The following is a 24,635-nucleotide window of genomic DNA, read 5'->3' as shown; positions in this document are numbered from 1 at the left end:
GGAGTACCTCAAGGGGGATTGTTGTCAACATTGCTTTCGAATATTGTACTGAACGACCTCGATCACTGGGTGGCTGGTCAATGGGAACTCTTTCCGCTGACACAACCTTTCAAATCTAGGGATGGAGAAAGGCGCGCGAAAATACGGTCTAGCCTGAAAGAAGGCTATCTGGTGCGTTACGCCGATGACTTCAAAATCATTTGTCGCGACTGGAAGTCAGCCCAGAGGTGGTATCATGCGGTTGTTCTGTATCTCAAAGACCGCTTGAAACTCGACGTCTCTCCAGAGAAATCGCAGATCATTAATCTACGAAAACGAGAGTCGGAATTTCTTGGGTTTACAATCCGAGCGAACAAAAAGAGTCAAAAACGAGTGGCGCATACGGGCATCAAAGCGAGCAAAAGGCAGAAAATCAAAAGCGAAGCTAAGAAACACATTCTCAAAATGAGGACTTCGCCAACGGCTCTAAACGCTGCACGTTTCAATAGCTTTGTATTAGGAATTCATAATTACTTCAATCGGGCAACACATGTTAGTGTTGGGTTCTCACGTCTTGCCTACGATCTGCGAGCTTTCATGTACAATCGCCTCAAACAAATCGGGAAATACGAGCATCCTGCAAACCCACCGCCAACGTACAGTAAATTTTACAGCTTGGGTTACAGGACTTATAAAATAGCAGATGTTTATTTATATCCTCTTGCCAATGTGAAAACCAAGAACACGATGGGCTTTAGTACAGGTCTTTCACTCTTTACCACAGCAGGCAGAGAACTAATATACAAAAAACTTCGACCAGATTTACGTCAGGAAATTTACTTCCTATCGAAATCTAGCATCCCGAATCAAAGTGTAGAATATATGGATAATCGAATTAGTCGGTACAGTATGAAGATGGGGAAATGCGAAATTACAGGCATGTATCTCTTCGCATCCGATGTTCACTGCCACCACTATATCCCGCCCAACGCAGGTGGAAACGACAAGTTTACTAATTTGCGCATCCTCCACAAAGAGGTCGGGCAACTTATCCTCCAAACACAAAAAGAGACGATTGACGTACTCAAAAATAAACTGGGTTTAACGGAAATGATGATGAACAAGATCAACCAATACCGTGAAAAATATGCATTAGATCCAGTTTAACATATCCCAAATCAATGAGTAACGAGGAAGTTATGATTTAGTAAATTCAGTTAGATGGAAGGCGGAGTGCTTGGAAACAGGCTCGCTCCGTGTGGGACAGGGGAAAAGCTGGAGATTGCATCAAACGCTTACCTATTGTTACCGATAGTTCAATCACGACATGAAGGTAGCCAGCACACGACTGGCTACCTTTGTCCGTTAAAGTAACGAAAAAGCGATGTGGAGCCTGGGACTTTGCTAGGTTGTGATTCCATATTGAAAAACGATTGAGACAGGAGAGCGAATTTTAATAGGGATTTTAAGAAAGTTGTTCGATGGTGCTCCAATTCTTTGGCACCACGAATGCCACATAGACGTTCTTCGCCAAGGTATATTTCTGAGCCACCCGCAGTACCTCATCTGCGGTCACCGCCTCTACTTTGGCTACGAAAGCATCAACATCAAACTCCAGTCCATACAGTGTGCTATAACTCAGAGAATCATTTTGTGCGAGCACATCATCCATACCGATTGCCAACTGTCCGGTCACACAGGCAATGGCGCGACGGAGCTCCGCAGTACTGACGAGACTTGTCTCCAGATCCGTCAGGTGCTTGAACAGAATCTTTCTTACTTCGTTTACGTGCGTTGCCGGCAGTCCCATATATCCCAAAAGGTAGCCGTGGTCATGAAATGATTCGTAATCCACATCGACCGCATACGCGAGTCCTTTTTCTTCACGAATTTCATCATACAAACGAGAAGACGCATTTCCATGCGCTCCTAAAATCGTAGCAATAACTTCAAGCGCAGGCTCATCGCCGCTCCCGTCACCTGCCACCGGAATTGCCCATGAAATATGCGCCTGGCTGACGCTGCGTTTGACAAACGCTTCTTTTTGATGCAGTTCATATTCACGCTTCATTTGCTCGGCACGATCCTTCTGCTGATGAACGTGTAGGCGTTCCAAATAGGAGAGCACCGCATATTCATCAAAATTGCCCGTTGCTACAAAGATCACATCGCCTGTGTGATAGTGCGCGTTATAAAACTGAAGGAGATGTGAGCGCTGGATTTTCCGCACGCTTTTCTTAGTACCCAAAAGGGAGCTTCGCTTCAACAGACCTTCGAGCACCTCGCCGGAAACCGAAGAAGGTTGATCGGCATACATATGAATTTCTTCGATGATGACCTGCTTTTCTTTTTCGATTTCTTCTTCTGGAAGCGCCGGCTGCCAAAAAAAGTCAGATAGTAGGTTTAGCGCCTCCATGCTGTACTTGCTTTGCACCTGGATGTAGTATTTGGTTTCATCTTCCGAGGTATAGGCATTGGGAAGCGCGCCGAGGTCCGCGGCGTCCTGGTTGATCTTTTTTGCCGTTTTCGTGGCACTACCTTTAAAGAGCATATGTTCGAGAAAATGAGCAGTCCCGGCAGGGACGCCTACTTCCATGTTACATCCTGCTTTAATTGCGTAAGCAAAGACAGCACTTCGCGAAGATGAATCTGGCTTCAGCACGACTTGTAAATGATTTTTTAATGTTTTGATCTCCATACGCAGATCCCCCTTTACTTTTTGCATTATGAATTTTCTAGAGGGAACCTTCGTATCTGGCTTCCATACTATAATATACCATGTCTGTAGAAGCGTTGATATGTTCGAATCGAATGAGGAAATCAGGATCATGAGCAGTTATGTTGTCCAATTTTTTATGTTTTCTGTATCCAGTTGGACTCATATTGATTTTTGTTTCTGGCAATCCGCTTTTGACAATTCATAATATTTTAGAGAACGTTCCCGAAAATCAGTTGAATTAGTAATCTATATTTAATATTATGGAATTATATTTTGCAAACGTTCCCGAAACGGAGATATGATATGAGGGTTTCTATTAAAGATATAGCACTTAAGTGCAACTTATCCGTTAGTACAGTATCCAGGGCACTAAATGGTGATTATGGCGTCAAAAGTGCGACAAGAACTAGTGTTATGAAGGTAGCCAAAGAACTGGGCTACGTGCCAAATATCGCTGCAAAGGAATTAGTTAGCCAAAAGAGCAAACTAATCGGAATTATTCTTAACGAGAGTGACGGTGATGGTGAGGCACGTCCTGCCTTTTTCGAATTACTTCCTCACATCAATAAGACTTTAGCTATTTTTAACTATCGAGCGATCATCTACACAATTAATTCTAACAGTTACATAAGAGGAGAAATAACCGATATCATAAATCTGCGTAATTTGAGCGGATGTATCGTTGTTAGCGTTTTCAGAGAAAACCACCCGATATATGAGGATATCAAAAGCTTAAATAATCCGATTGTTGTGCTCGAAAGCTCTATATTAACCCGAATCTGTTCCAATATTAACACGGATGAAGTCATGGGTGGCTATATGGCAACACGTTACCTGATCGATAACGGTCACAAACAGATCGGTTTCGTTAATGGTCCCCAAAATTTTGAGATTAGCAACGAAAGATTTGAGGGTTTTCAGAAAGCAATTGAAGAATCTCAATTGCAAATATCAGACACTGCAATCATTTGGAGCAATTACACTGGGAGCGGTGGAAAAGATAGCATTCATCAGCTGATACAAAACAATCCTGCAATAACAGCTGTTTTTTTTGCGAATGACTTAATGGCTATGGGGGCAATCTCATCAATGGCTGAGTCAGGAATTCTTGTTCCAAAAGACATCTCAATCATTGGATATGACGGTCTATTTGTCTGTAAATATTACAATCCGCCATTGGCATCCGTAGTCATTGATAATGCAGCAATCGGGGTAAGAGCAGCAGAATTGCTTCTTGAATTGATAAATGGAGGCAGCGGTAAAACGGTAAGAGTGATGCCCAAATTATTCGAAGGAAAAAGCGTAAGAAAATATTGATATTGGAGGAATGGTCATGCAACAAAAGAAAAGTAAAATGACAGTTTGCATATTTTCATTTAGTTTTCTCGTATTGATTGGATGTTCATCAACAAATTCCGTCAACAATAAGTTGATTGAGTCAGCATCGGCTAGTAAATCAATCGTTGTGCCTATAAACGAATATTCTCCTAAGCATGATCTGCAAGTAATTCAAAACATTCGTAAAAATAGAAATTCTGGAAAAGAACTATACGAGATTTATCGGGATCTTACGTTAATTGACATCCATAACCACGATGCTGGTAATCCGAATGTTGTAAGTAAGTGGGGGCAATATGGAATAGACAGAATCGTGTTATTTGGGGATATATCAGAACCAAGTGCTCAAGCTACGGATCTATTGGCATGGCAACACTATCAATTAGAGCCAACTAATCTTTATCCCTCCTTCGCAGGTTTTCCAATTTATGAACCAGAAGGTTTATCCATTATTAAGGAAAAATTGGAGCAGGGTTATTTGAACATTGGAGAAGTCGCCGCCGCATCTACGGCATCGCCAGTTGTTTCCAAAGTAAAGTGGAAAGCCGCTCATCCAAATGACGGATATTTTCCGCAAATCTATGAGTTGGCAGCAGATTACCATGTACCGATTCTTTTGCATATCGATCCACCAAACGGTTCAGCAATTGTGCATCTTGAGGAAGCGCTTAATGAGCACCCTAATACCAACATAATCTTTGGGCATGCGAATGCTTATAACTCTCCTGATAACATTAAAAAGATATTGGAAAAGCACACAAATTTATATATTGACTTTTTTCCAGGATTTACGTCGTATAACCCCGACAGCAGCAACAAATTAGTGGATTTCATACCACTTATAGAGCAATTTCCAGATCGGTTTATGTTGTCTACCGACTCGGGATATGGTTTAACAACTGAAAAAGCAGCAAAGGCACTTTACGAAACTATTGATTTACTTTCACCTGAAACAGCACTTAAAGTAGCTTATCAAAATTACGAAAGATTTATTGAGCTTCAACCACCAACAAACACACAGATCAAAAAGATAACTGATTTATCCGATAAGCTTGGTAAAGCAGAAAAATATCGTTTAAATAAACGTATGGCGAACGAATTGATTTTTAAGTTGGAAAGTGCAGTAAAGTAATGGTTTATATGAATCGAAACAAATCCGTCGTTTTAAAAAAAAAATAACTTGGCAAAGAGAATAGTATTTTCTATAGAGAGGGAGAAACTTAAATGATCACCCGTATTACTCAATTAATTGATTTTCTTTCCGTATTAGACAAATTTAAAACTATCGAACGTAAAACCTACGTATCGAATACGGCACGGCGTGAAAATGATGCAGAGCATACCTGGCATATGTGCATGTTTGCTCTTTTGTTACATAAGGAAATAGGTTATGAAGTTAACTTAGAAAAAACTTTAAAATTGATTCTAATTCACGATTTAGTTGAGATTTATGCTGGTGATACCTTCACCCATGATGTTAAGGCACGTGTTGGTAAGAAGGTAAGAGAGGATGAAGCTGCTGAGATTCTGTTTGCACAGCTCCCAGAGGACTTCAAAAGTGAATTCAATGAGTTATGGGTTGAGTATGAATCAGGAGAAACACTCGAATCACAATTCGTTAAGACGATAGACAAGATGCAGGCTTTTGCTCAGAACGTACATACAAAGGGAATGGTTTGGAAAGAAAATCAAATTGCACCCGAGAAGATATTAACTTATAACGAAAGCTGGAGAAGTCATAATGAGTCCTTTTCGAAAATATTTAATCATCTATGGAGTTTCGCAAAAAAAGAAGGCTATTTATATCATTCCGATGATAAATAAGTTAGTGAATTAAGGGAAGAAATGGGTAGTTAGCGACTTTTAACTTAAGGAAGAATCATTCCAATGGAGGAGTACCTATATGTCTTTTGTTCGCATTAAAAGAGATCAATATCATGTTGTTAAGGGGTTAATCTCTGGGGGAGAATCGGTGTTTACGCCCTATCCACTCTCAATTTTAGAAGAAACGATTGATGGAATCGTCTTTGTAGACAACCAAGATCATCCTCAGTGTGCTGCTGTAATGTCTAGCGATTACATAGGGGGGCGTTTGATTGGTCATGCTGTCGATAAGGAGTTTAATGAAGGATTTATTGCGACGATGAAAGAACATTTTATTTCAAATGTTTCTTCCAACAACTTTAGATTATTCTGGTCAACTGCCTCCGAGACATGGGATGAGTTAATTTTTCGCGTATTTGGTTATAAGGTATTTCGTATAAGCAGGACACAATTTAAATTTGACAGACACGTCTTCGAAAGTCTAGGACCAGTCGAAAACGACAAAGACATGTTTCGGATAGATGCAGCGATGCTTCAGTCACATGAATCTTTGCGTAGGGAGATACAAGGTCTTTGGGGGAGTATAGAAAATTATCTTCAACATGACGTTGGATGGATCTCTATGTCATCAGATGGAGGTATTATGGGACGGTGTAATGCCGCATTTCTTGGAGGTGGGTTGGCAGAGCTTGCAATCCAAGTGAATAAATCAGTACGAGGTCAGGGGCTTGGCTATCAACTTGCGAGAAATTTCATTCAGGATTGTATGAATCGAGGTATAATACCGAATTGGACTTGTGATACTGAAAACGTGCCATCATTCCAAATGGCAAAAAAACTAGGCTTTAATGAGGATAGTACATACAATTTGTTTTGTTCGGTCTATACCCCAATGTTTCATGAACCGAGCAGACATGGGAAGTGAATGATTTATTGTAACTCCAGTGGGTTTTATAGCGGCAGTACGGGTACGATTTATGTGGATAATGTGAACGTATTTGCGAATTAAGGCAGGGAGTCGTGAAAATCCCCAGAGCCGTGTAGGTTACACGACTCTGGGGCATTTTTTGCGTGAACTGCTGCCATCGAGATTCTCTATTAGAGGATTAGTTTGATGACGATCTTGATGCTGACTAGGGTTTTAAGAATTTTGTAGCCATGTACATTACCATGATTGTATAATGAAACTCAACAATTCTGCCATGCATGAGGGCTAATATATCGACGAGTTAAGGGGAGAATGCATGATATGTTTAGGTGGAGTATGAGCCGGACGTTCATTAACATCGTAGTTTTGCTTTCAGTGCTGCTCCTGGTCGTGCTTGGGGGGTTCTCCATTACGGCATTCAAAAGTTTTGAAGGTATTGTTAAGCAGCGAACCTTTGAAGAGAACAGCAAGGAACTTCGCATTATCAGTGATACGATCAAGCGAATGAATGAAGATGTGAAGGCGTTTACATTCCGCCAACTAGACGATCCAGCTCTTGCCGCATTATTCGAGAAGAAGAATCTCGAATATTTCGAAATGTTCAAGTATATGGAGTTAATCAGTAAATCGTTTGAAATCAATCCTATCTTTCACTCGGATACGCTATACAGCGGAAAGACTGGAAATTTTTACTCAACGCTTGGCTCCATGGTACAGAAGGATACTTTCTTTGTGAACGCGATTCAAAACTACAGGGGCATACCGGTGCTTCAACCGATTCCAAGAGTGCTACCCAGTGAGGCTTATAACACTAGCGCCACTGTGTTTACGTATTTTTATTTTTTAACCGACAGTGACAACAAGTTATCCAAAGCGTTGGGCGTGAATATTGACGCAGCTTGGTTATGCGACACGTTAAGCAAGCTTAAGGGGCAGAATAATAAAGCTTACATTATTGATAAAACGAGCCGGACATTCATTGACGATTCCAAGCAAATTCGGAACTTGGATGTGCTCAACTCCGAACTGGTACACAAAATAATGGAAACTAATCAGGACTCGGGCAGCTTTGAGACAGGAGCGAAGAAGGATCAAAAAATCATTTCTTATCTCTGGATGCCCGAAACCAACTGGGTGCTTGTGGTGGAAGAATCCAATGAGTTTCTGAACCAATCGCTGCAATTCGTGCGCAAAATCATGCTACAGATGACGTTGGGCATCGCGCTTATTGCTCTCGTCGCAGCTGGTTTTATCGCTTACCGTATCTACCTCCCTTTCGGCCGTGTATTTCGCGAAGTCATGGGGCCTAGGGGCAAAACGGAGAACAAGGGGCCGCTCATTGACGAGTTTAAGCTTCTTTCGGATGTGTTTCAAAAAAATAAAGACTTGCTGAAGGACTATAACAGCTATAAACAGTCAGCGGATACGATTTTACTGGAAAATTACATTAAAGCTGTGTTGATGGAGAACAATTCGATTGCCAATCAGTTGACCGGCGAATTTTCTACTGTGTTTGGCAATATGCTCGATCGTGAGATGATGCTGATTCTCCTGAAGATTGATCGACGGGAGCAGTTCGAGATGCTGGACTCCGATCGAAAAAAGGCTTATCGTTTTATCATCATGAATGTAGCTGAGGAAGTTCTTGATTCGGGCAATGCGGCAAAGGCCATCTATATTGGGGAGGGGCAGTTTATTATTCTTGCCTTCCTTCCGGAAGGAAAGCGTGACATCAGCTGGGACGAGAAAATTAGAGTGTTGCAAAATACTGTAAAAGGGTTTACAGGCATTTCACTTTCAGCTTTCCTCGGCGGATATGTGCAAGGCGTCGGAGCACTCATTCACTCGTACCGTACCGCATCTCTTTTGCTGAAATATAGCGTGTTCTATAGCCATGAAGCTATTCTGGATCCTGCTGTTTTGGATCTTCATGAGCAGATGAAGGTTACCTACGATGAGAAGCTGGAAGAACGAATCTTAGATTCGATTCGTGCAGGAGACGGGGATGAAGCCAAAGCACTGTTCGATCAGTTCATTGAAGTATCGTCCAAAGGAGACATCGAAAGCTTCATGCTGTCCATGACCCGCTTTTCCTTGGCGCTGGGCAAAGCCTTTGATATTTTGAACAAAACGAGAATTGAGAAAATTCCGATCTCTATGAAAGATTTTTACATGCGGATGGCTTCCTTTGAATCCATTGATGAACTCAAAAGCAAATTTTATGAGGATATCATGAAAATTGCAAATCAGAAGCCGCTTGTGGAGATGCGTCACGACGCCTTGGTTGAATCGATTAAACGCTACATTCAGGATCATTTTAAGGAAGAGCTGAGCTTGAAGGGCATAGCGGTAGAGTTTAAGCTATCCCAAGGCTATCTAGGTACGATCTTTAAGGATTCGGTCGGATTGTCCGTTATGGACTATATTCATAATTTCAGGTTGGACAAGTCAGCCGAACTGCTGCTTGCGACGGAGCTGAGCATCGGCGATATTATGGAGAGAACGGGCTTCTACAATGAAAGCAGCTACTATAAACTGTTTAAGCGCAGGTTCGGCACTACGCCAAAAGCCTATCGCGTAGACAAAGAAATTATGAACAAACTGGAGAAATGACACGCAAACGTCGTGTTTTTTCTCTTTTTTTGTGTAAATGGACACTTTTCTTTAAATCGTACAGTCATTAGAACAAGAAAATGGAATTGAACAGTGGTGCAATTGGGCGTTCGGCGGTATATTCAATTTGCATAGCAGCAGCTTAGAAGACGAAGAGGAGGTGTATAGATGAAAACTACCGCAATATCTAAAACTGCGCCGAGCGTGAGAAAGGTGTCTCGCAGAAGTACCCTTCGGAAAAATGTGGATTATACGTTATTGGCGCTTCCGGCATTGGTGCTTATGATTGTATTTAATTTTGTACCTCTGCCGGGCATTATACTTGCCTTTAAGAACTACAATTTTGTCGATGGTATTTTTGGTAGCCCATGGGTCGGGCTTAAAAACTTTATGTTTATTTTTTCAACGACCGATGCTGTGCTGGCACTAAAAAACACGCTTATATATAATGCCGTTTTTATTATTACGGGAATTAGCGGAAGTGTCCTGCTGGCGATTCTGTTAAATGAAGTATTGAGCAGAAAGATGTTGAAAGTGTATCAAACCGCCATATTCTTGCCGTACTTTCTTTCCTGGACGATTGTTTCTTACATTGTGTTTGCTTTGCTGGATAACAGCAAGGGAATGGTGAACTTCATTTTGCATGGATTGGGCTTCTCGTCAGTGGAGTGGTATTTTGATCCGCAATACTGGTTCTGGATTCATGTTATCTTGCACTTTTGGAAATTAATGGGTTATACAACGCTATTGAATTACGCATACATCTTATCTGTGGATCCTGCCTATTATGAAGCGGCATCCATCGACGGAGCAAGCAGGTTCCAGATGGCGTTGAGAATTACGATTCCAGCTTTGCGGCCCATTATTCTAATCAATTTCCTATTAGCATTGGGTCGAATCTTTAATGCAGATTTCGGGCAGTTCTTCTTGGTGCCTTTGGAGTCACCAGCGTTGCATGACGTCTCGTCTGTTCTGGATACGTATGTATACAGCGCATTACGCGGAGGGGCAGATCTAGGGATGGGTGCTGCGGCAGGATTATTTCAATCCATCGCTGGATTCATACTTGTATTAGCCGTAAACTTTTTCATCCGGTACAGAAGTGGCCGGGATAGCGCCATGTTCTAGAAGGGGGAAAACAGAATGATATCAGCTGTAAAAAAGCGGAGACTACGCCTGAACAACTGGATTCCGCACTCGGTATTTACACTGCTGGCAATAAGCTGTGTAATACCGATGTTGCTGGTGGTGATAATCTCCGTCAGCGATTCGAAAAGTATTGTGGAGCGCGGGTACAGTCTGTTCCCAAGCTTATGGAGCTCAGCCGCTTATCAGTTTATTTTCCAATCGCCTAAGCTTATTCTAAATTCCTATGGCACGACGTTATTCGTCACTGTAGTCGGAACTGTTGTAGGATTGCTGTTGACAGCGATGATATCATATTCGCTATCGCGTAAGGAGTATAAGCTTGCAGGCATAATCGGGTTTCTGGTGTTCTTCTCGCTTCTGTTCAATGCGGGGTTGATTCCAAGTTATATTGTATATACCAAATTTTATTTGCTCAAGGATACGTTTTGGATTCTCATTCTTCCAGGTCTCGTCTCCGCGTGGAATGTCATCCTGCTGCGCACATTTTTCTTCGATTTGCCGCAGGAAGTGCTGGAGTCGGCGAGTATCGACGGTTGCAGCGAGATGCGCATTTTCTGGCAAATTGTTCTCCCGATGTCCAAGCCAGCACTCGCGACGATTGGACTGATTTTAATGCTTACCTACTGGAATGAGTGGTTCCGTTCATTGATCTACATCGACACGGAAAGCAAATTTATGCTGCAGTATTTGCTGTACAAAATTTTACTAAATGCTGAAATTATGATGAAAGACTCTCAAATGGGTTTAAGCATCGGGGGGACAGAATTCCCTTCCGACAGCGCGAGAATGGCGATTGCCGTCATTGCAGCGGGTCCGATGATGTTCGTATTTCCGTTTTTCCAAAAATATTTTGTTAGAGGCATTACAGCCGGAGCAGTTAAAGGATAATATCAACTGTTTGATCTTAAACGTCGATATAACAAATAAAAGGGAGTTGTTCAGATTGAAAATGTTGAAAGCACTTACAACGATGACAGTAGTAATGGTGACGGCAACTAGTTTGGTAGCTTGTACCGCGAAGGAAAGCGCAAGTGAAGCGACGCAGTCTCCTAAAGTTGCAGCGTCGCCGACTGCAGCAACGCTAGCACCGGTTAAGCTCAAATGGGTGCTCCGCATTCCTGCGCAAAAAGAAGGAGCGGCGGTATTAACCGAGATTAACAAGATTTTGCAAGCAAAGATTAATGCCACGCTTGAGATTCAGTTTATTGAGGCTGCAGCTTATGCGGAGAAGACGAAGCTGATGATTGCTGCGGGTGAAGACTTCGATATCATGTTCACTGCCCCAGGCTACAATTTTTATGATAACGTTGCCAAAGGCGCCTTCATTCCGATGGACGAATTACTGACGAAATATGCATCGAAAGCGTATGGCCAGATTCCGCCTAACTTCTGGAACGCGATGAAAGTCAATAATAAAGTGTACGGTTTCCCTAACTATCAAATCGCAGCTCGTCAGTCCGTTATTAGTTTCAGAAAAGATATGGTCGATAAATATGGCATCGATGTCAACGCGATTAAGAAAATGGAAGATCTGGAACCAGCTTTAGCGAAAATGAAGGCCGGCGAAGCCGACAAATTCATTTTTAACGGTCCCGGCCTAACTCTCACCGGTATTGATATCATGAATTATATGAAATTGGAAACGTTAGGCCAAGACGGATCGCCAGGAGCGATTGAATCTGTAGGCTCCGACTTTAAAGTCATCAATCAATACGAACATCCAGCGTTCGTGAACTTGGTGAAATTGATGAAAAGCTGGTCGGAAAAGGGCTATCTTAATAAAGATCTAGCTTTGGTGAAAGACCCAACTGAGCTTATGAAAACCGGCAAAATCCTTTCCTACGGGCTGACTACTTACAAACCTGGCATAGAAGCTGAAACGAAAGCTCGCTATAATTACGACTCTGTGTTTGCGAATCTATCAGAGCCTTTCGTTACCACAAATTCCGTAAATGCCACGATGCAGGCGATCAGCCGCACGTCCAAAAATCCGGATCGGGCTATGATGTTCTTGGAGTTAATGAACACCGACAAGCAGTTGTACAACATGGTCCTTTATGGACTTGAAGGTAAGAACTACAAGAAAACGGGAGAAAATACAATCGAATTGATTCCAGATTCCGGATACGCGACGAACGTCGCCTGGATGCTGGGTAACCAGTTGAACGCTTACCTGCTGCCGGGGGTTGCTGCGGACATTCCACAGAAGACAGACCAACTAAATAAAAGCGCGAAGGCTTCTAGAATTATGGGCTTCTCCTTCGATGCGGAGCCAGTTAAAGCGGAACTTGCTCAAGCTAAAACCATTACTGATAAATATATCCAAGGTTTGGCTTACGGCATGATGGATGTAGACAGTACGCTGGCTACAATGAATAAAGAGCTGAAAGCGGCAGGTATGGATAAAATTATCGCTGAGAAGCAGAAGCAGCTAGACGCTTGGGCGGCGGCAAATAAGAAGTAATCGAGTATAAATAACAATATAGTTAAGCGGCCTTTGTCCTGAATTCCATTGGACAGAGGCCGTTTTAAGAAATACCAATGAAAAGGGTATATCTGTAATGGAAATAGTTAAAAGATTGGAGCAGGGAAACATGAATATTCAAACGGAACGTGTTTGGCGGGAAATGTGGGAGCAATTTGGTTGCAAGCTCAAGGTGGAGGATGGTCTTGTGAATTCGGGGAAGCCGGGGCATACGGCAGAAGGATCACAAGTTCAGGAAGCGCATGACGGAAGAGCAACGGCGGCTTATTATGCTATTGGCATGGCTTTAGGAATTTTGGAGGAGGAGCAAAGTTTGCAAATCCTTCAGTCGCTCGCAGAATTACAGTTTACCGACAAGTTGAGTCCGCATTATGGCGCTTTTCGCTGGTACGGGGAAGAGACACGAGTCAACGACTCAAATGCTGCCTTTTTTATTCTGATGCCATTGGTTGTGTTGAGACTTTACATGGAAGAACAAGTGCCAGTTGCTCATCGAGAACTTCTTGATCAAATGATGGATCACGGTGCAGCTTGGTTCGAGCATGAATTAAAGGAGCCGATCTTGTATTATTCGAACAAAATTGTGAGCGACGGTGCTCTGTTGTTGGCAATTTCGAAAATACGAAATTTACCTCATCACTATCAAGCAGGCATAGCTTTTTTTGAACAATGGACGAATTATACGCATCGTAGAGGTTGGGGCTGGGGAGAAAATATCAGCCTGTTATATATTCTTATCATCATGAATGCGCTGCGCATTTCAAATGTTTCCTTGCATGAGGAGAACGCTGAGTTGAAAGAGAAAATTGGAACTATCATGAATGGACTATTGGATTATGTTCGTTTTCATGATGGTTATGAATTTGTGCCGTCCATACGGAGCTACAATGTACAAGGTAAGTTACAGCCGATTAGCTTAATGTGGAGGATCGCAGGGATAGAAATGCCTTCATCGATTGAGGCTGAGACAGGAGGCGAACTGTGGTACGGACTGTCTTATCTGCTTTTTGAGGAGGAGTTGCAGCTTGTAACATTCTCGAAACTTCCACTCCCTCGCAGAAGGTCGGAACGAATCATGGATTCGAGCCATGCGCATACATGGGTTGGCGAGACTGGCAGAATAGGCAGCATAAACCGATTCCCGGTCATTGCAGGTTCGTATCAATGGCCGACTTGGGGCTTAGCTTGGCAATCCTATCCGGTATCTCTTGCAGTATCTGGACATCAAGTTTCTTACCTGCGCTGGTATGCACACGACGGTGAGCGCGAAAGAATCCATCCTGCTGCCATGCAGCAGGCGTATCTAAGTCCGGCACTGTTTCGGGAATCCTGGTATCCGGACACCCAACTCAGATCGGTTCAGCAAGATCAGGCCGTATTGGTTGTACGCAGTATGAGCCGAATTCACAACGAAGTAGACGAGCTTGCAGATGAGTGGGTCGTCCATCGCTGGACAGGCGAATTGCACACGGCAGCTGGTTCTGATGGTCGAGAGTGGACTATTTTGCAATATCCGCAATCGGCCGTATTGATCGCACCTCTGCTAGGCATTGCACATGGCGATCTTGCTCGCCAATTACCTACACTCCATTCTGATGTTGATGGTGATACGCTTCGATTAAGGCAAGTACTTTATGCTGGTAAATTGCAAATGCTTCAGCAACCGAGGTTGGAAACAGGTTGGGCGATTTATTATGCCGACGGCATAAGCAGCCTAAGTGAAGCCACGGCACTCGCAGCGCGATTGCGTCTTGAAGAGGCATCGTATAGAGATGGCGAGGTTCCTCGCGAAAGCTATATGGAAATGAGACGTGCAACATTATTTGAAGGAGACACGAAGCTGACAGAGCTTATTGTCGATCCCCATAAAATAGAAAGCGGTGAAGCGTAATGAATACAACGATCGAACTTAACAAGATGGAAACGCACGCAATCATTGAGAAAGTCATCGGGCAGCTCAAGCATTTACAAGGTGGCGCTGTGGAAGAAACATGTCCAATAGGGATTATTTCCATGGAAAACTGGGAATGGCCGCAGGGCGTTGGTCTATTCTCCCTTTACTTATACTATCGGAAGACAGCGAGACAGGATATCAAAATGTATTTGATCGACTGGTTTGATCGGAGAATTGCGGAGGGTATTCCTTTCAAAAATGTAAATACCATGTGTCCGATGCTGACGCTTAGCTTCCTTGCCGAGGAAACAGGGCGTGAGGATTACATGGCTTTGTGCCGAGAATGGGCGGAATATGCCGTGAAGGAGATGCCAAGAACGGAGGAAGGCGGCATTCAGCACGTTGTTTCGGGTCATTTAAACGAAGGTGAAGTTTGGGATGACACTTTGTACATGACCGTGTTGTTCGTGTGCCGCATGGGTCTTCTGCTGAATGAGGAATCCTTTATCGATGAGAGTGTGTACCAATTTCTGATGCATATCAAATATTTAACCGACCGCCGCACGGGTTTGTTGTTCCACGGTTGGACCTTTAACGGACGTCACCACTTCGCTGAAGCGTTATGGGCTAGAGGCAACTCTTGGTATACAGCAGGACTCGTCGATTATTTGGAAATGGTCGAGCTTCCGAAATCTGTTGAACGTCATCTACTATCAGCGCTTGAACAGCAAGCGTCAAAGCTTGCTGAGCTGCAGGCTGAAGACGGCATGTGGCACACATTGCTGGATGATCCAAACTCCTACACGGAAACTTCGGCCACGGCAGCTTTTGCCTACGGCATCTTAAAGGCAGTAAGAAAAGGTTACTTGCCTGAGTCTTATAGAGAAGTTGGCGCCAAAGCGTATGCTGCTGTCGTCTCTCAGATTGACGCGGAAGGCGTTGTGAACGGCGTATCCTACGGCACAGGGATGGGGCGCACGCTTCAGGAATATCGTGACATTCCAATTTGCCCGATGCCATACGGTCAATCCATGACTCTGCTCATGCTGACTGAAGGATTGGAGCACTAAATAACACGACAGGGGATTATACATTCTAGGAGGTACAGAGCATGAAGATTACAGATGTTAGTACTTATATTATAGGTAATTCATGGAAAAATTGGCTTTTTATACAAGTTCATACCGACGAAGGGATCACAGGGATTGGGGAAGGAACATTAAATGCTTTTGCCAAGACCGTTGAGGCAGCCATCCATGAACTTAAGCATCTAGTCATTGGTATGAGTCCGTTTGATGTAGAGACAATTTCATTAAAAATGATCCGGGACGTTTACTCAGACGGCGGTCAAATTCAAGGTTCCGCGCTCGCAGCAATTGAAACCGCTTGCTGGGATATTATGGGTAAAGCAACAGGACAGCCAGTTTACAAGCTACTTGGAGGGAAATGTCATGATAAACTGCGCTGCTATGCAAACGGATGGTACCGTGGCGGTACAGATGAAGAAAGCTTATTTCACCAAGCAAAAGAAGTCGTGGCTAAAGGCTATACGGCGTTAAAGTTCGATCCGTTTGGGGCAGCGTGGCGTACCGTAGAACGATCAGATTTCACTTCTGCAATTCGCAGAATAGCCGTTGTCCGCGAGGCGGTTGGCCAGGATGTTGATATCTTAATCGAGGGGCATAACCGTTTCAGTGTGCATACAGCCCTACAGTTTGCAGATGCAATGGCACTGTATCGTCCGACTTGGTTTGAAGCGCCAGTTCCGCCATATCGGCAATCATCTGTGATTGAAGTGGCTAAACGTAGTCCTGTGCCTATTGCAACTGGCGAGGATTACTATAATCGCGAGCAGTTCGCAGAACTACTCAAGCATGATGCTGTGCATATTATTCAATTGGAGCCGCAATTCCTGGGACTAAGCGCATCCAAGCAAATTTGCGGCATGGTGCATGCGCATAACGGCGTAACCGCTCCGCACAGTGCACAAGGTCCGATTTGTTCCATTGTCTGTGCTCATTTGAACATGGCAAGTCCGAATTTTTTCTTGCATGAAATTTTCGATGAGTTTAATGCTTCTTGGGCACAGGATATCCTGTCTACTTCGTTCAAAGTGGAGAATGGTTACCTGCAGCCGCCGGAAAGACCCGGACTAGGTTTCGATCTTAATTTGGACGAAATTTCCAAACATCCCTATGATCCTGGCCATTGGCTGCCATTATTTAGACAAGGCTGGGAAAAACGGGAGAGAGTCAATTAAAGGAGATGTAATCAACATGAAAGCATTAATATATGAAGGTCCCCGGGCAATGAACATTCGTGAGGTTCCAATCCCTGAGTTTATGCAAGATGAGGTGTTAATCCAAGTGAAGCGAGCTGGGATTTGTGGTTCCGAACTAAGTGGTTACTTAGGTCATAACTCACTCCGTAAGCCACCGCTTATCATGGGACATGAGTTCTCAGGAGTCATTGAAAGATTGGGCTCACAGGTAAATGGATTGCAAGTTGGAGACCGTGTTACAGCTAACCCATTGGTGACTTGCGGACAATGTAGATTTTGCCGAAACGGTCAGTCTCAATTGTGTAGCGAGAGAAAATTACTAGGGGCGCACAGACCGGGAGCATTTGCCGAATATATTGCTGTACCTGCGAGAAATGTTTTTCAATTGGAGAATTACGTATCATTGGAAGAAGGTGCTTTTGCCGAACCTTTTGCTTGCGCGATTCATGTATGCCGGATGCTGGCATTGACGCCAACTGAACGATTGCTCATTTATGGTGCTGGTCCTATCGGTTTGTTTGCCTTGCAGGCAGCTCATGTGTATGGCCTTCAGAACATTGTTATCGTAGATCTAAACGCAACTAGACTCGAAATTGCTAAGGAACTAGGCGGAATTGCCATCACCAACTTGGATCAGCTTGATCCATTATTAAAAGGAGATTTTGATGCCGTTATTGATGCAGTTGGAGCTGAAACGACTCGCAGAAAAAGCATAGAGGCAACCCGTCCTGGAGGCAAGGTTATCTTTACTGGTTTGCATGAAGCTGAAAGTAAGTTGGCTGTAAACGACATGATTCGCAGTGAGATAACAACTATGGGGGCATTTGCTTACTCACAAGAAGATTTTGAAACCGCGCTGCTTTGGATAGGACAAGGTAGAGTGAATATGCTCCCATGGGTTGAATACGCACCCTTAGCTGAAGGTAATATGTGTTTTGAGAAATTGATTTCCGGTCCAGGTAGGATTGCAAAAATTATATTAAGTTTGTAAAAAGAAGTGAGGTGTGTGGAATGGTTTGGAAAGGGAAGGTTATCATCGTGACAGGTGGCGGTGGCGGCATTGGGCGATCCGTTGCACACAAGTTCGCTGCCCAAGGTGGACAGGTTGTTGTTGTCAATAGAACGGCTAGTAAAGCAGAGGCTGTCGCACAGGAAATTAGTGACGCAGGCGGCCAAGCTATTGCCGTGCAGGCGGATGTTGCTCTTGAAAGTGATGTGAAAAGGGTAGTTCAAACTACGCTGGATTGGTTTGGGAAGATCGACGTTTTGGTGAATAATGCGGCAATGTGTCCTCAAATTCGCCTTACGGATATGAACCTTGAACAGTGGAATCAAGTGATAACGAATAACCTTACCTCCGTATTTCTGTTTTGCAGGGAGGTCATACCCCACATGCTTGAGAATGCCGGAGGCTCAATCGTGAATGTAAGTTCTGTTCATGCTCTGGCTACGCTTGATGGATATTCCGCATATTCAGCTTCTAAGGGGGGAATAGTCGCAATGACAAGGGCTATTGCTCTCGATTATGCCCGCCAGAACATACGAGTTAATACTGTACTTCCCGGAGCGGTTCAGACTGCGATGCTGGAAAGCAGTGTAAAGAACCTAAATACACCTCGTGAGGAAATCATGAAGCAATGGAATGAAGCACAACCGATCGGCCGCGTAGGACAACCTGAAGAGATCGCCTCAGTTATTTTGTTTGCCGCCAGTCCGGAAAATTCATTCATGACAGGGGCCACGCTAGTAGCAGATGGCGGGATGACAGCAGAACTCTAGTATTGAGGTTGGTACTTTACAAGGTTGGTAGATATAAGATTCGTTATAATTTGAACAGTAGGGCGGCCTTTAGCGAGAGCCGCCTTTTTACTGCCTTTTTATTTTACCTCTATATATTTGTTGCCAATATGCTTGTGTTGAATTGTTTTTTAAATTGATAAGGTGTGATGCCACTGTGTTTTTTGAACATTTTGCAAAAATGAGATGTATTCGCTAATCCAAGTTTGGCTGCAATTTCTTGCACTTGCATATCTGAATTCAACAACCACTTTCGAGCTAGATTTACTCTACGGATTGCGACATATTCCCGGATAGAACAACCGATTTCTTGTTGAAATAGGGTCGATATATAGTTCGGATGAAGATGAAGAACGAGCGAGAGCTCTTCTAATCTCAGTTCCTCAGTTAAGTGACTTTCAATCCATTCTAATGCCCGCTCTATATGTGTGATCCCTCTGTCACGATCCCGGGTGGCGCCATCTTTCAAGGGCTGAAGCTGATGCAGCCATTGCAGCATAGCCAGTACAGAGGAAGAGCATAACTCCAAGACATGATTCCATGCGTTGTTTGCTTCATGCATGGCTTCATGTAGGAGTCGCATGCTTTGAATCAAAGGATGGTTCTCACTAATATCAGTTAGGAAAGGCGAGGGGATAGGAGATTCCAAAAGCTTTCGTAAATACTGATTGGCCGTAGGGAAGGCTGGTAGTAATGTCTGTAAAGCTGCAGGCTCGAACAAAAGAAAAGAACGGACACAACCATCGATGTGAAAACGCATGCGATGGAGCTGAAAGGGCCGAAATACAACTAACATACCAGGAGAAAGCTGCAGTTGATAACCGTCACAAATTAAAATGCCGGATCCCTCATGTACATAGTATAGCTCCAGACCCTGATGAGAGTGAAAAACATCCTGCTTATAGTCTAAGTTACTACGATAAACGGAACGATAAGGAAATTGGTGAAGTCCCAAATGTTGGACATGCTTCGGTTTTAATGGTGTATTCAAAGTAAAGTTCCTCCATGTTAACAAATACATCTGAGAATAACGTCATTTCACCTCATGTATGAAGCACTTTCGGATCTATTATACCATTATAATAATGATTGAAAGCATAACATTTTTATTAAATGAAATTTATATTCACTTCTTATGGGGGGGATTTACTATGGGTCTGCAGCAACAGAATGGAGAGGAATTTGAGGTTGATATTGATCGTACTGAGTTGCCAGATGATATATCCGTCGGGGGAAAACAACTTCGTCCCGTTGATACGAACCGCCGATTAATGACACTGTTTTGGCTCGAGTTTGAACTTTCACGAATGACGATGGGCTGGGTACCTTGCTTTCCTGACTGGGACATCAAGGGCGAGTTAATGCGTATGTCATATTTGCATACATTGCATATGAAAGCGATTAAGGAGCGTATACAAGAACTGCCAGGACCAGGTCTGAACGATAGATCGCGCACGCCTGCCGTCATTCAGGATGGTTTTGAAGCACTTTCTCTTGCAACAGGTCTAGCGGAATTTGCCCAAGGCTATGCACTCATTCTTACAGCAGTTTATTCTTTTTACGATAAGCTACGTCTAGACATGGATCCAATTCTGGATGCTCCTTCTTTTCATACGCTGCGAATCGCTGAAATAGATCGAAGTGAACTTTTAAATTGGACGAAATCTTATATCCTTCATGCTAAAGCCGAAGAGCAAATAGATCTCGACAGGCTAGACAGATGGGAAGATTATTGTAAAAAAATGATTGCTATTATGCTCATGGGTGCGCATTCAAAGGAAGTTGCATGGATTGCGCCGCCAAATGATGCTGCGCTTGGTCCGGTTCCTACTGTGGCAGCGCCCGATAAGCGTTTCCCTTTGTTTGACCCGGCCATACATGGTGAGGGAAATTTATTGCGGCATCCGAGTAGTCCAGTGAATGACAGTGTCAAACAGATGGTTTTTATCAACGCATCCGAAATGACTTCGGCTGAATCGTTAGCCTATCTATATTATGGTGTGCAGGGGATGCCGATTGAGTTCTACCTTGACGTTGCCCGTCATACGTGGGATGAAGCGCGTCATAGCCAGATGGGGGTTCGGCGTTTGCGTCAGTGGGGCTACGATACCGAGCAGTTCTTGTGGGCAGGTACGCAATCGCTTACGCAAGATAATCTAGATTCGATTTTCCCCGAATTTTATGCCGGCCTAACAATGATTGCAGAGCCATGTTCTTTCTTTAAAAAGAGGAAGTCCATCGATGCTTTCTGGAAATTTGGCGATGTGGAATCAGCCATTCAGTCCGAATTTGATATAGCTGATGAGCGGCTTCATGTCGATTTCGGACAAAAGTGGGGGGCAAAGCTCTTCGAGCATATCAACGATTTTCAAACGGCTCAATCGGTACAAGAAAAGGTCCGTGCCCGTCGTCTTCAAAACATCGGCATTCCAGATGAAGAGATTGGACACCTGTTAAAGCACTTTCCTGAAATGTGCGGATTTACGACAAAGGAGCTTGTTTATGACAAATATTAATGCTACTGTGCCCTTATCTGTACTTCCCCGAAGCGGCGAAAAAGTATCTCGACTAGGCTTTGGAGCGATGGGACTTTCCGGCATGTTCGGATCTCAGGACGATGACTATATGGTTCGTTCGATCTTGATGTCGCTGGAAAAGGGGATTAACTTTATCGATACTGCTCGAGCATATGGCAGGTCTGAAGAACTTGTTGGAAAGGCGATCAAGCAGTGGCGTGGAGATAAGCCTTTCATTGCAACGAAAGCGGAAGCGATGGCCGGAGGTGGCGGCCGCAAGCATCCGGGAGCAGCCTGGCACGAGCCGCATCGGGTAGAAGAAGCTTTTCCCCCTGGCTCCATTCGCGCATCACTGGAGAAGTCGCTCCAAGAGCTGCAACTAGAATGTGTCGATCTTCTTCAGCTTCATAAATATTGGCCGATCTGGGATCGAACCGATTATTGGATGGAGGAACTTCTGCGTCTCAAAGAGGAAGGCAAAACGCGTTTTGTTGGCATTTCTGCAATCGATCATCGTCACGATCTGACACTTTCGCTGATTCGCAGCGGACACATTGATTTTTTACAGGCGCTTTTTAACATTTTTGACTCGACAGCGCTGGATGCAGTCATTCCGGAATGCCAGGAACATGACGTTGCATTTATTGCCAGAATCATTTTGGATGAAGGTGGTCTAACCGGCTTTCTTCGTCAAGATACCGTATTCAACGAAGGTGATTTCCGGCGTAGTTATTTCGATGTCCTTCCCAGAGAAACCTATATGAGCAAAGTGGACGCTCTTCGTTCTTATGTGCCAGAACATGCCGGAAGCCTTGCGGAGTTAGCGATTCGGTTTGCTCTTCAGGATCCAGGAGTCACAGTCGCCATTACTTCGATGCAAGTGCATGAATATGCCGAACAGAACATTGCAGCTTCACAGCAGCCTCCACTTGCCAATCAAGTTTATGAAGAACTATGTTATCAACACCGATGGATCCGTAACTTTTATCATGCTAGGAGATATTTATGAGTCAGATTGTAAGTTGGGCTGAATTATTTCCGCGCGAATTTGAGGAAAAGTTGAAGGCATGTCCTGTCGTTTATTTGCCATTAGGCTTATGTGAGCCGCACGGGCTAATTAGCGCATTCGGATTGGATACGTTTAAAGCGGAATTTATTTGCCAAGAAACAGCTCGCAGAACAGGGGGCATCGTTGCGCCAACGATGCCCTATCATATTCATGAAAACGGTCCCTCGGCACGCTGGCTAGAGGATCAAGTAGGGGCGCTTAATCCTCGTCTGACTTCAGTGCCATCCAATGTCTTTTTTCAGTTATACATTTACTTACTTAGAACTTTTTATAATGCGGGTTTCCGCACAGCGGTTGTCGTTTCTGGCCATGGTGGTGCACATGTTGCCGATCTGGAATGGATCAGCTTTCAATTTGAGCATTTAACAGGCATGCAGGTGATGTATACGACTGATTTTGCCTTAGCTGGGGGGAAATACCCGGGTGATCATGCTGGAAAATACGAAATATCTACATTTCTATACCTTCGTCCGGATTTAGTCGATGCAACCCGGACGGTTTTGGATGACGGCAAACGTTTTGCTTTGGATCCTTCCAGTCTTGAAGCCACAACTGAATACGGAGAGGAAATCCTTAACGCATGTATTGCTTCACTTGCAGAACGTGTCCAGCTACTTGCTGCAAGCAGAGGTGCCGCCGAGGATAGTCAGTTCCTGTCTTTTCAAACAACAGAACAGTTCTGGGATCAGATAGTTCAATCCGATCATCGATTTGCTTCGCTTCAGCCCAGAGAGGGGCAACTTCCTGTATCAAGGGGGTATCGGTACAAAAACAGTGAATTTATAAAGCTTCGATAAGTATGCTCATAGTAGCAGAACTTTTGTTTTATCAAAAACCGGGCGAACATTAGAACGGGTTTTATTCGAAATAACTGAAAAACGAATCCGTCCTTTGTAAATAGTGTTTCTAATTCAATTGATATAAGTAACCTCCTGGCCTCCAAGCCAAGAGGTTATTTGCGGTTCAAAAGATCGCTGAGAGCTTTGAAATAACGCCTCTTGCAACTGGAGGAGACTATTTATTTGTCATATAAAAAAGTAATTTGGATTTTTGAAAATAAATAGTGAATTTAGCGAAAATATCTTGACCGATACCAATAGGAATGTTATTTTAAAATTATTATTTAATATAACAAATATGTTTTTGTTATATCGAAAATTAAATTTGTGGGCAAGGAGGTGACTCACCTCGGTGGGGGCATGCCATGATACTGGACATTACTGGACCCATTCGGAACGGGATGTGGACATACGGCGACCCGCTTCCTTCAGTGGAAATTGAACAAGTAGCCATGCTCGAAGGCGAAGGTTGGAAAGGCCATCGCTTACAGCTGCACACCTTGGCCGGAACGTATATCGAGTCTGCCGATCACCTGCTGCCAGGTAGGAAGACGATAGGCGAGCTGCCGGTTGAGAGTTTCGTCCGCCGTGCGTGGATCGCGCAGCTCTCGGATAAGCGGGAGCTAGAGCCGATTACGGCAGCTGAACTTGCGGCAGCTTGCGAGGGGCATGCCCACCGACCGGGGGATGCGCTTCTGATCGCGACCGGTTGGGATAAGCGATGGCAGGAGCCAGAGTTCGTCACGCATTGTCCGTTTTTTACAGAGGAAACGATGAAATGGGTGATTGAACGGGATGTCGGGCTACTGGGGGTGGATGTTCCTTGCATGCAGGATCCTCGTGCGGATGACGGGACACTGTGCCGACAGTTTTTCAAGCAGGAAAGACTGCTCCTTGCGCCACTAGTCGGTCTGCGGAAGGCGGCAACGGGGCCATGGATGCTGGCCGCACTACCGCTGTCCATCCCAGGTGTCTGCGGTGCGCCTTGCCGGGCAATCCTAATGCCAATCACGGAAGGAGGATAAACGTGATCTATGAACATGTGGCAACTACAGAAGAGCTTGCTCGAAGCGATGGCCGAGTGTGAAGAGGTTCTTGATGAAGGGATTGTCGTTTGTATAGAGCCAGGCATTTATCTAGAGGGAGCTGGGGTGCGAATAGAAAATATGTACGTCGTTCGCGCCGATGGATGATCCGAGAATCT

The 24,635-nt window shown here is 44.1% G+C and carries 21 protein-coding genes; 19 read left to right on the top strand and 2 right to left on the bottom strand.

The annotated features are described in order from the left end of the window. Positions 1-1,146 (top strand): reverse transcriptase domain-containing protein (locus J2736_RS08100; protein WP_310225130.1); only part of this gene is annotated, 1,146 nt, incomplete at its 5' end. Positions 1,147-1,444: 298 nt separating this feature from the next. Here the strand turns inward: J2736_RS08100 and J2736_RS08095 are convergent. Continuing rightward, complete coding sequence (locus tag J2736_RS08095) at positions 1,445-2,677, bottom strand: M16 family metallopeptidase (RefSeq protein ID WP_310225128.1); 1,233 nt, start codon at positions 2,675-2,677, stop codon at positions 1,445-1,447. Between the two features lie 324 nt (positions 2,678-3,001). Here J2736_RS08095 and J2736_RS08090 point away from each other — a divergent pair, with 324 nt between their 5' ends. From J2736_RS08090 to J2736_RS08030, 13 genes are all read left to right on the top strand, one after another. Beyond that, entirely contained in the window at positions 3,002-4,015 is a 1,014-nt protein-coding gene (locus J2736_RS08090; RefSeq protein WP_310225125.1) for a LacI family DNA-binding transcriptional regulator, read from the top strand. A gap of 16 nt (positions 4,016-4,031) precedes the next feature. After that, entirely contained in the window at positions 4,032-5,168 is a 1,137-nt protein-coding gene (locus J2736_RS08085; protein WP_310225123.1) for an amidohydrolase family protein, read from the top strand. Positions 5,169-5,260: 92 nt separating this feature from the next. Continuing rightward, positions 5,261-5,860, top strand: coding sequence for an HD domain-containing protein (locus tag J2736_RS08080; RefSeq protein WP_310225121.1), 600 nt, complete (start codon positions 5,261-5,263; stop codon positions 5,858-5,860). A 79-nt stretch (positions 5,861-5,939) separates the two neighbouring features. Further along, the gene (locus J2736_RS08075; protein WP_310225118.1) at positions 5,940-6,785 is read left to right on the top strand and encodes a GNAT family N-acetyltransferase; all 846 of its coding nucleotides are present in this window, start codon (positions 5,940-5,942) and stop codon (positions 6,783-6,785) included. A gap of 324 nt (positions 6,786-7,109) precedes the next feature. Further along, positions 7,110-9,401: an AraC family transcriptional regulator gene (locus J2736_RS08070; protein ID WP_310225116.1), complete on the top strand. Its 2,292-nt coding sequence runs from the start codon at positions 7,110-7,112 to the stop codon at positions 9,399-9,401. 168 nt (positions 9,402-9,569) lie between these two features. After that, a complete protein-coding gene (locus tag J2736_RS08065; protein ID WP_310225114.1) occupies positions 9,570-10,529 on the top strand; it encodes an ABC transporter permease in 960 nt (319 codons plus the stop codon). A gap of 15 nt (positions 10,530-10,544) precedes the next feature. Further along, positions 10,545-11,438, top strand: coding sequence for a carbohydrate ABC transporter permease (locus tag J2736_RS08060; RefSeq protein ID WP_310225112.1), 894 nt, complete (start codon positions 10,545-10,547; stop codon positions 11,436-11,438). 61 nt (positions 11,439-11,499) lie between these two features. Further along, the gene (locus tag J2736_RS08055) at positions 11,500-13,014 is read left to right on the top strand and encodes an ABC transporter substrate-binding protein (protein ID WP_310225110.1); all 1,515 of its coding nucleotides are present in this window, start codon (positions 11,500-11,502) and stop codon (positions 13,012-13,014) included. Between the two features lie 130 nt (positions 13,015-13,144). Further along, positions 13,145-14,926 carry a hypothetical protein gene (locus J2736_RS08050; protein ID WP_310225108.1) on the top strand — a complete coding sequence of 594 codons (1,782 nt, stop codon included), beginning with the start codon at positions 13,145-13,147 and terminating at the stop codon, positions 14,924-14,926. After that, entirely contained in the window at positions 14,926-15,999 is a 1,074-nt protein-coding gene (bglB, locus tag J2736_RS08045; protein ID WP_310225106.1) for a beta-galactosidase BglB, read from the top strand. Before J2736_RS08050 ends, bglB begins: the two co-directional genes overlap by 1 nt. Positions 16,000-16,040: 41 nt before the next feature. Further along, entirely contained in the window at positions 16,041-17,189 is a 1,149-nt protein-coding gene (locus J2736_RS08040) for a mandelate racemase/muconate lactonizing enzyme family protein (protein WP_310225104.1), read from the top strand. A 16-nt stretch (positions 17,190-17,205) separates the two neighbouring features. Beyond that, positions 17,206-18,201: a zinc-dependent alcohol dehydrogenase gene (locus tag J2736_RS08035; protein WP_310225102.1), complete on the top strand. Its 996-nt coding sequence runs from the start codon at positions 17,206-17,208 to the stop codon at positions 18,199-18,201. 20 nt (positions 18,202-18,221) lie between these two features. Continuing rightward, complete coding sequence (locus J2736_RS08030) at positions 18,222-18,989, top strand: SDR family NAD(P)-dependent oxidoreductase (protein ID WP_310225100.1); 768 nt, start codon at positions 18,222-18,224, stop codon at positions 18,987-18,989. A gap of 109 nt (positions 18,990-19,098) precedes the next feature. On the opposite strand, the gene J2736_RS08025 is transcribed toward J2736_RS08030, so the two are convergent. Further along, positions 19,099-19,998: an AraC family transcriptional regulator gene (locus tag J2736_RS08025; protein WP_310225098.1), complete on the bottom strand. Its 900-nt coding sequence runs from the start codon at positions 19,996-19,998 to the stop codon at positions 19,099-19,101. Positions 19,999-20,158: 160 nt separating this feature from the next. Here J2736_RS08025 and J2736_RS08020 point away from each other — a divergent pair, with 160 nt between their 5' ends. From J2736_RS08020 to J2736_RS08000, 5 genes are all read left to right on the top strand, one after another. Beyond that, entirely contained in the window at positions 20,159-21,523 is a 1,365-nt protein-coding gene (locus J2736_RS08020; RefSeq protein WP_310225096.1) for a hypothetical protein, read from the top strand. Beyond that, entirely contained in the window at positions 21,510-22,532 is a 1,023-nt protein-coding gene (locus tag J2736_RS08015; RefSeq protein ID WP_310225094.1) for an aldo/keto reductase, read from the top strand. The genes J2736_RS08020 and J2736_RS08015 overlap by 14 nt, the downstream gene beginning before the upstream one ends. Continuing rightward, positions 22,529-23,389, top strand: coding sequence for a creatininase family protein (locus tag J2736_RS08010; RefSeq protein WP_310225092.1), 861 nt, complete (start codon positions 22,529-22,531; stop codon positions 23,387-23,389). The genes J2736_RS08015 and J2736_RS08010 overlap by 4 nt, the downstream gene beginning before the upstream one ends. A 407-nt stretch (positions 23,390-23,796) precedes the next feature. Then, positions 23,797-24,456: a cyclase family protein gene (locus J2736_RS08005; RefSeq protein WP_310225090.1), complete on the top strand. Its 660-nt coding sequence runs from the start codon at positions 23,797-23,799 to the stop codon at positions 24,454-24,456. Positions 24,457-24,465: 9 nt separating this feature from the next. Continuing rightward, complete coding sequence (locus J2736_RS08000; protein WP_310225088.1) at positions 24,466-24,624, top strand: M24 family metallopeptidase; 159 nt, start codon at positions 24,466-24,468, stop codon at positions 24,622-24,624. Positions 24,625-24,635: the final 11 nt, after the last annotated feature.

The sequence above is a fragment of the Paenibacillus qinlingensis genome, from assembly GCF_031455095.1.
GTDB lineage: Bacteria > Bacillota > Bacilli > Paenibacillales > NBRC-103111 > Paenibacillus_E > Paenibacillus_E qinlingensis_A.
Note: the sequence above shows the minus strand (reverse complement) of the source record. Positions and strands in the feature narration are given on the sequence as shown.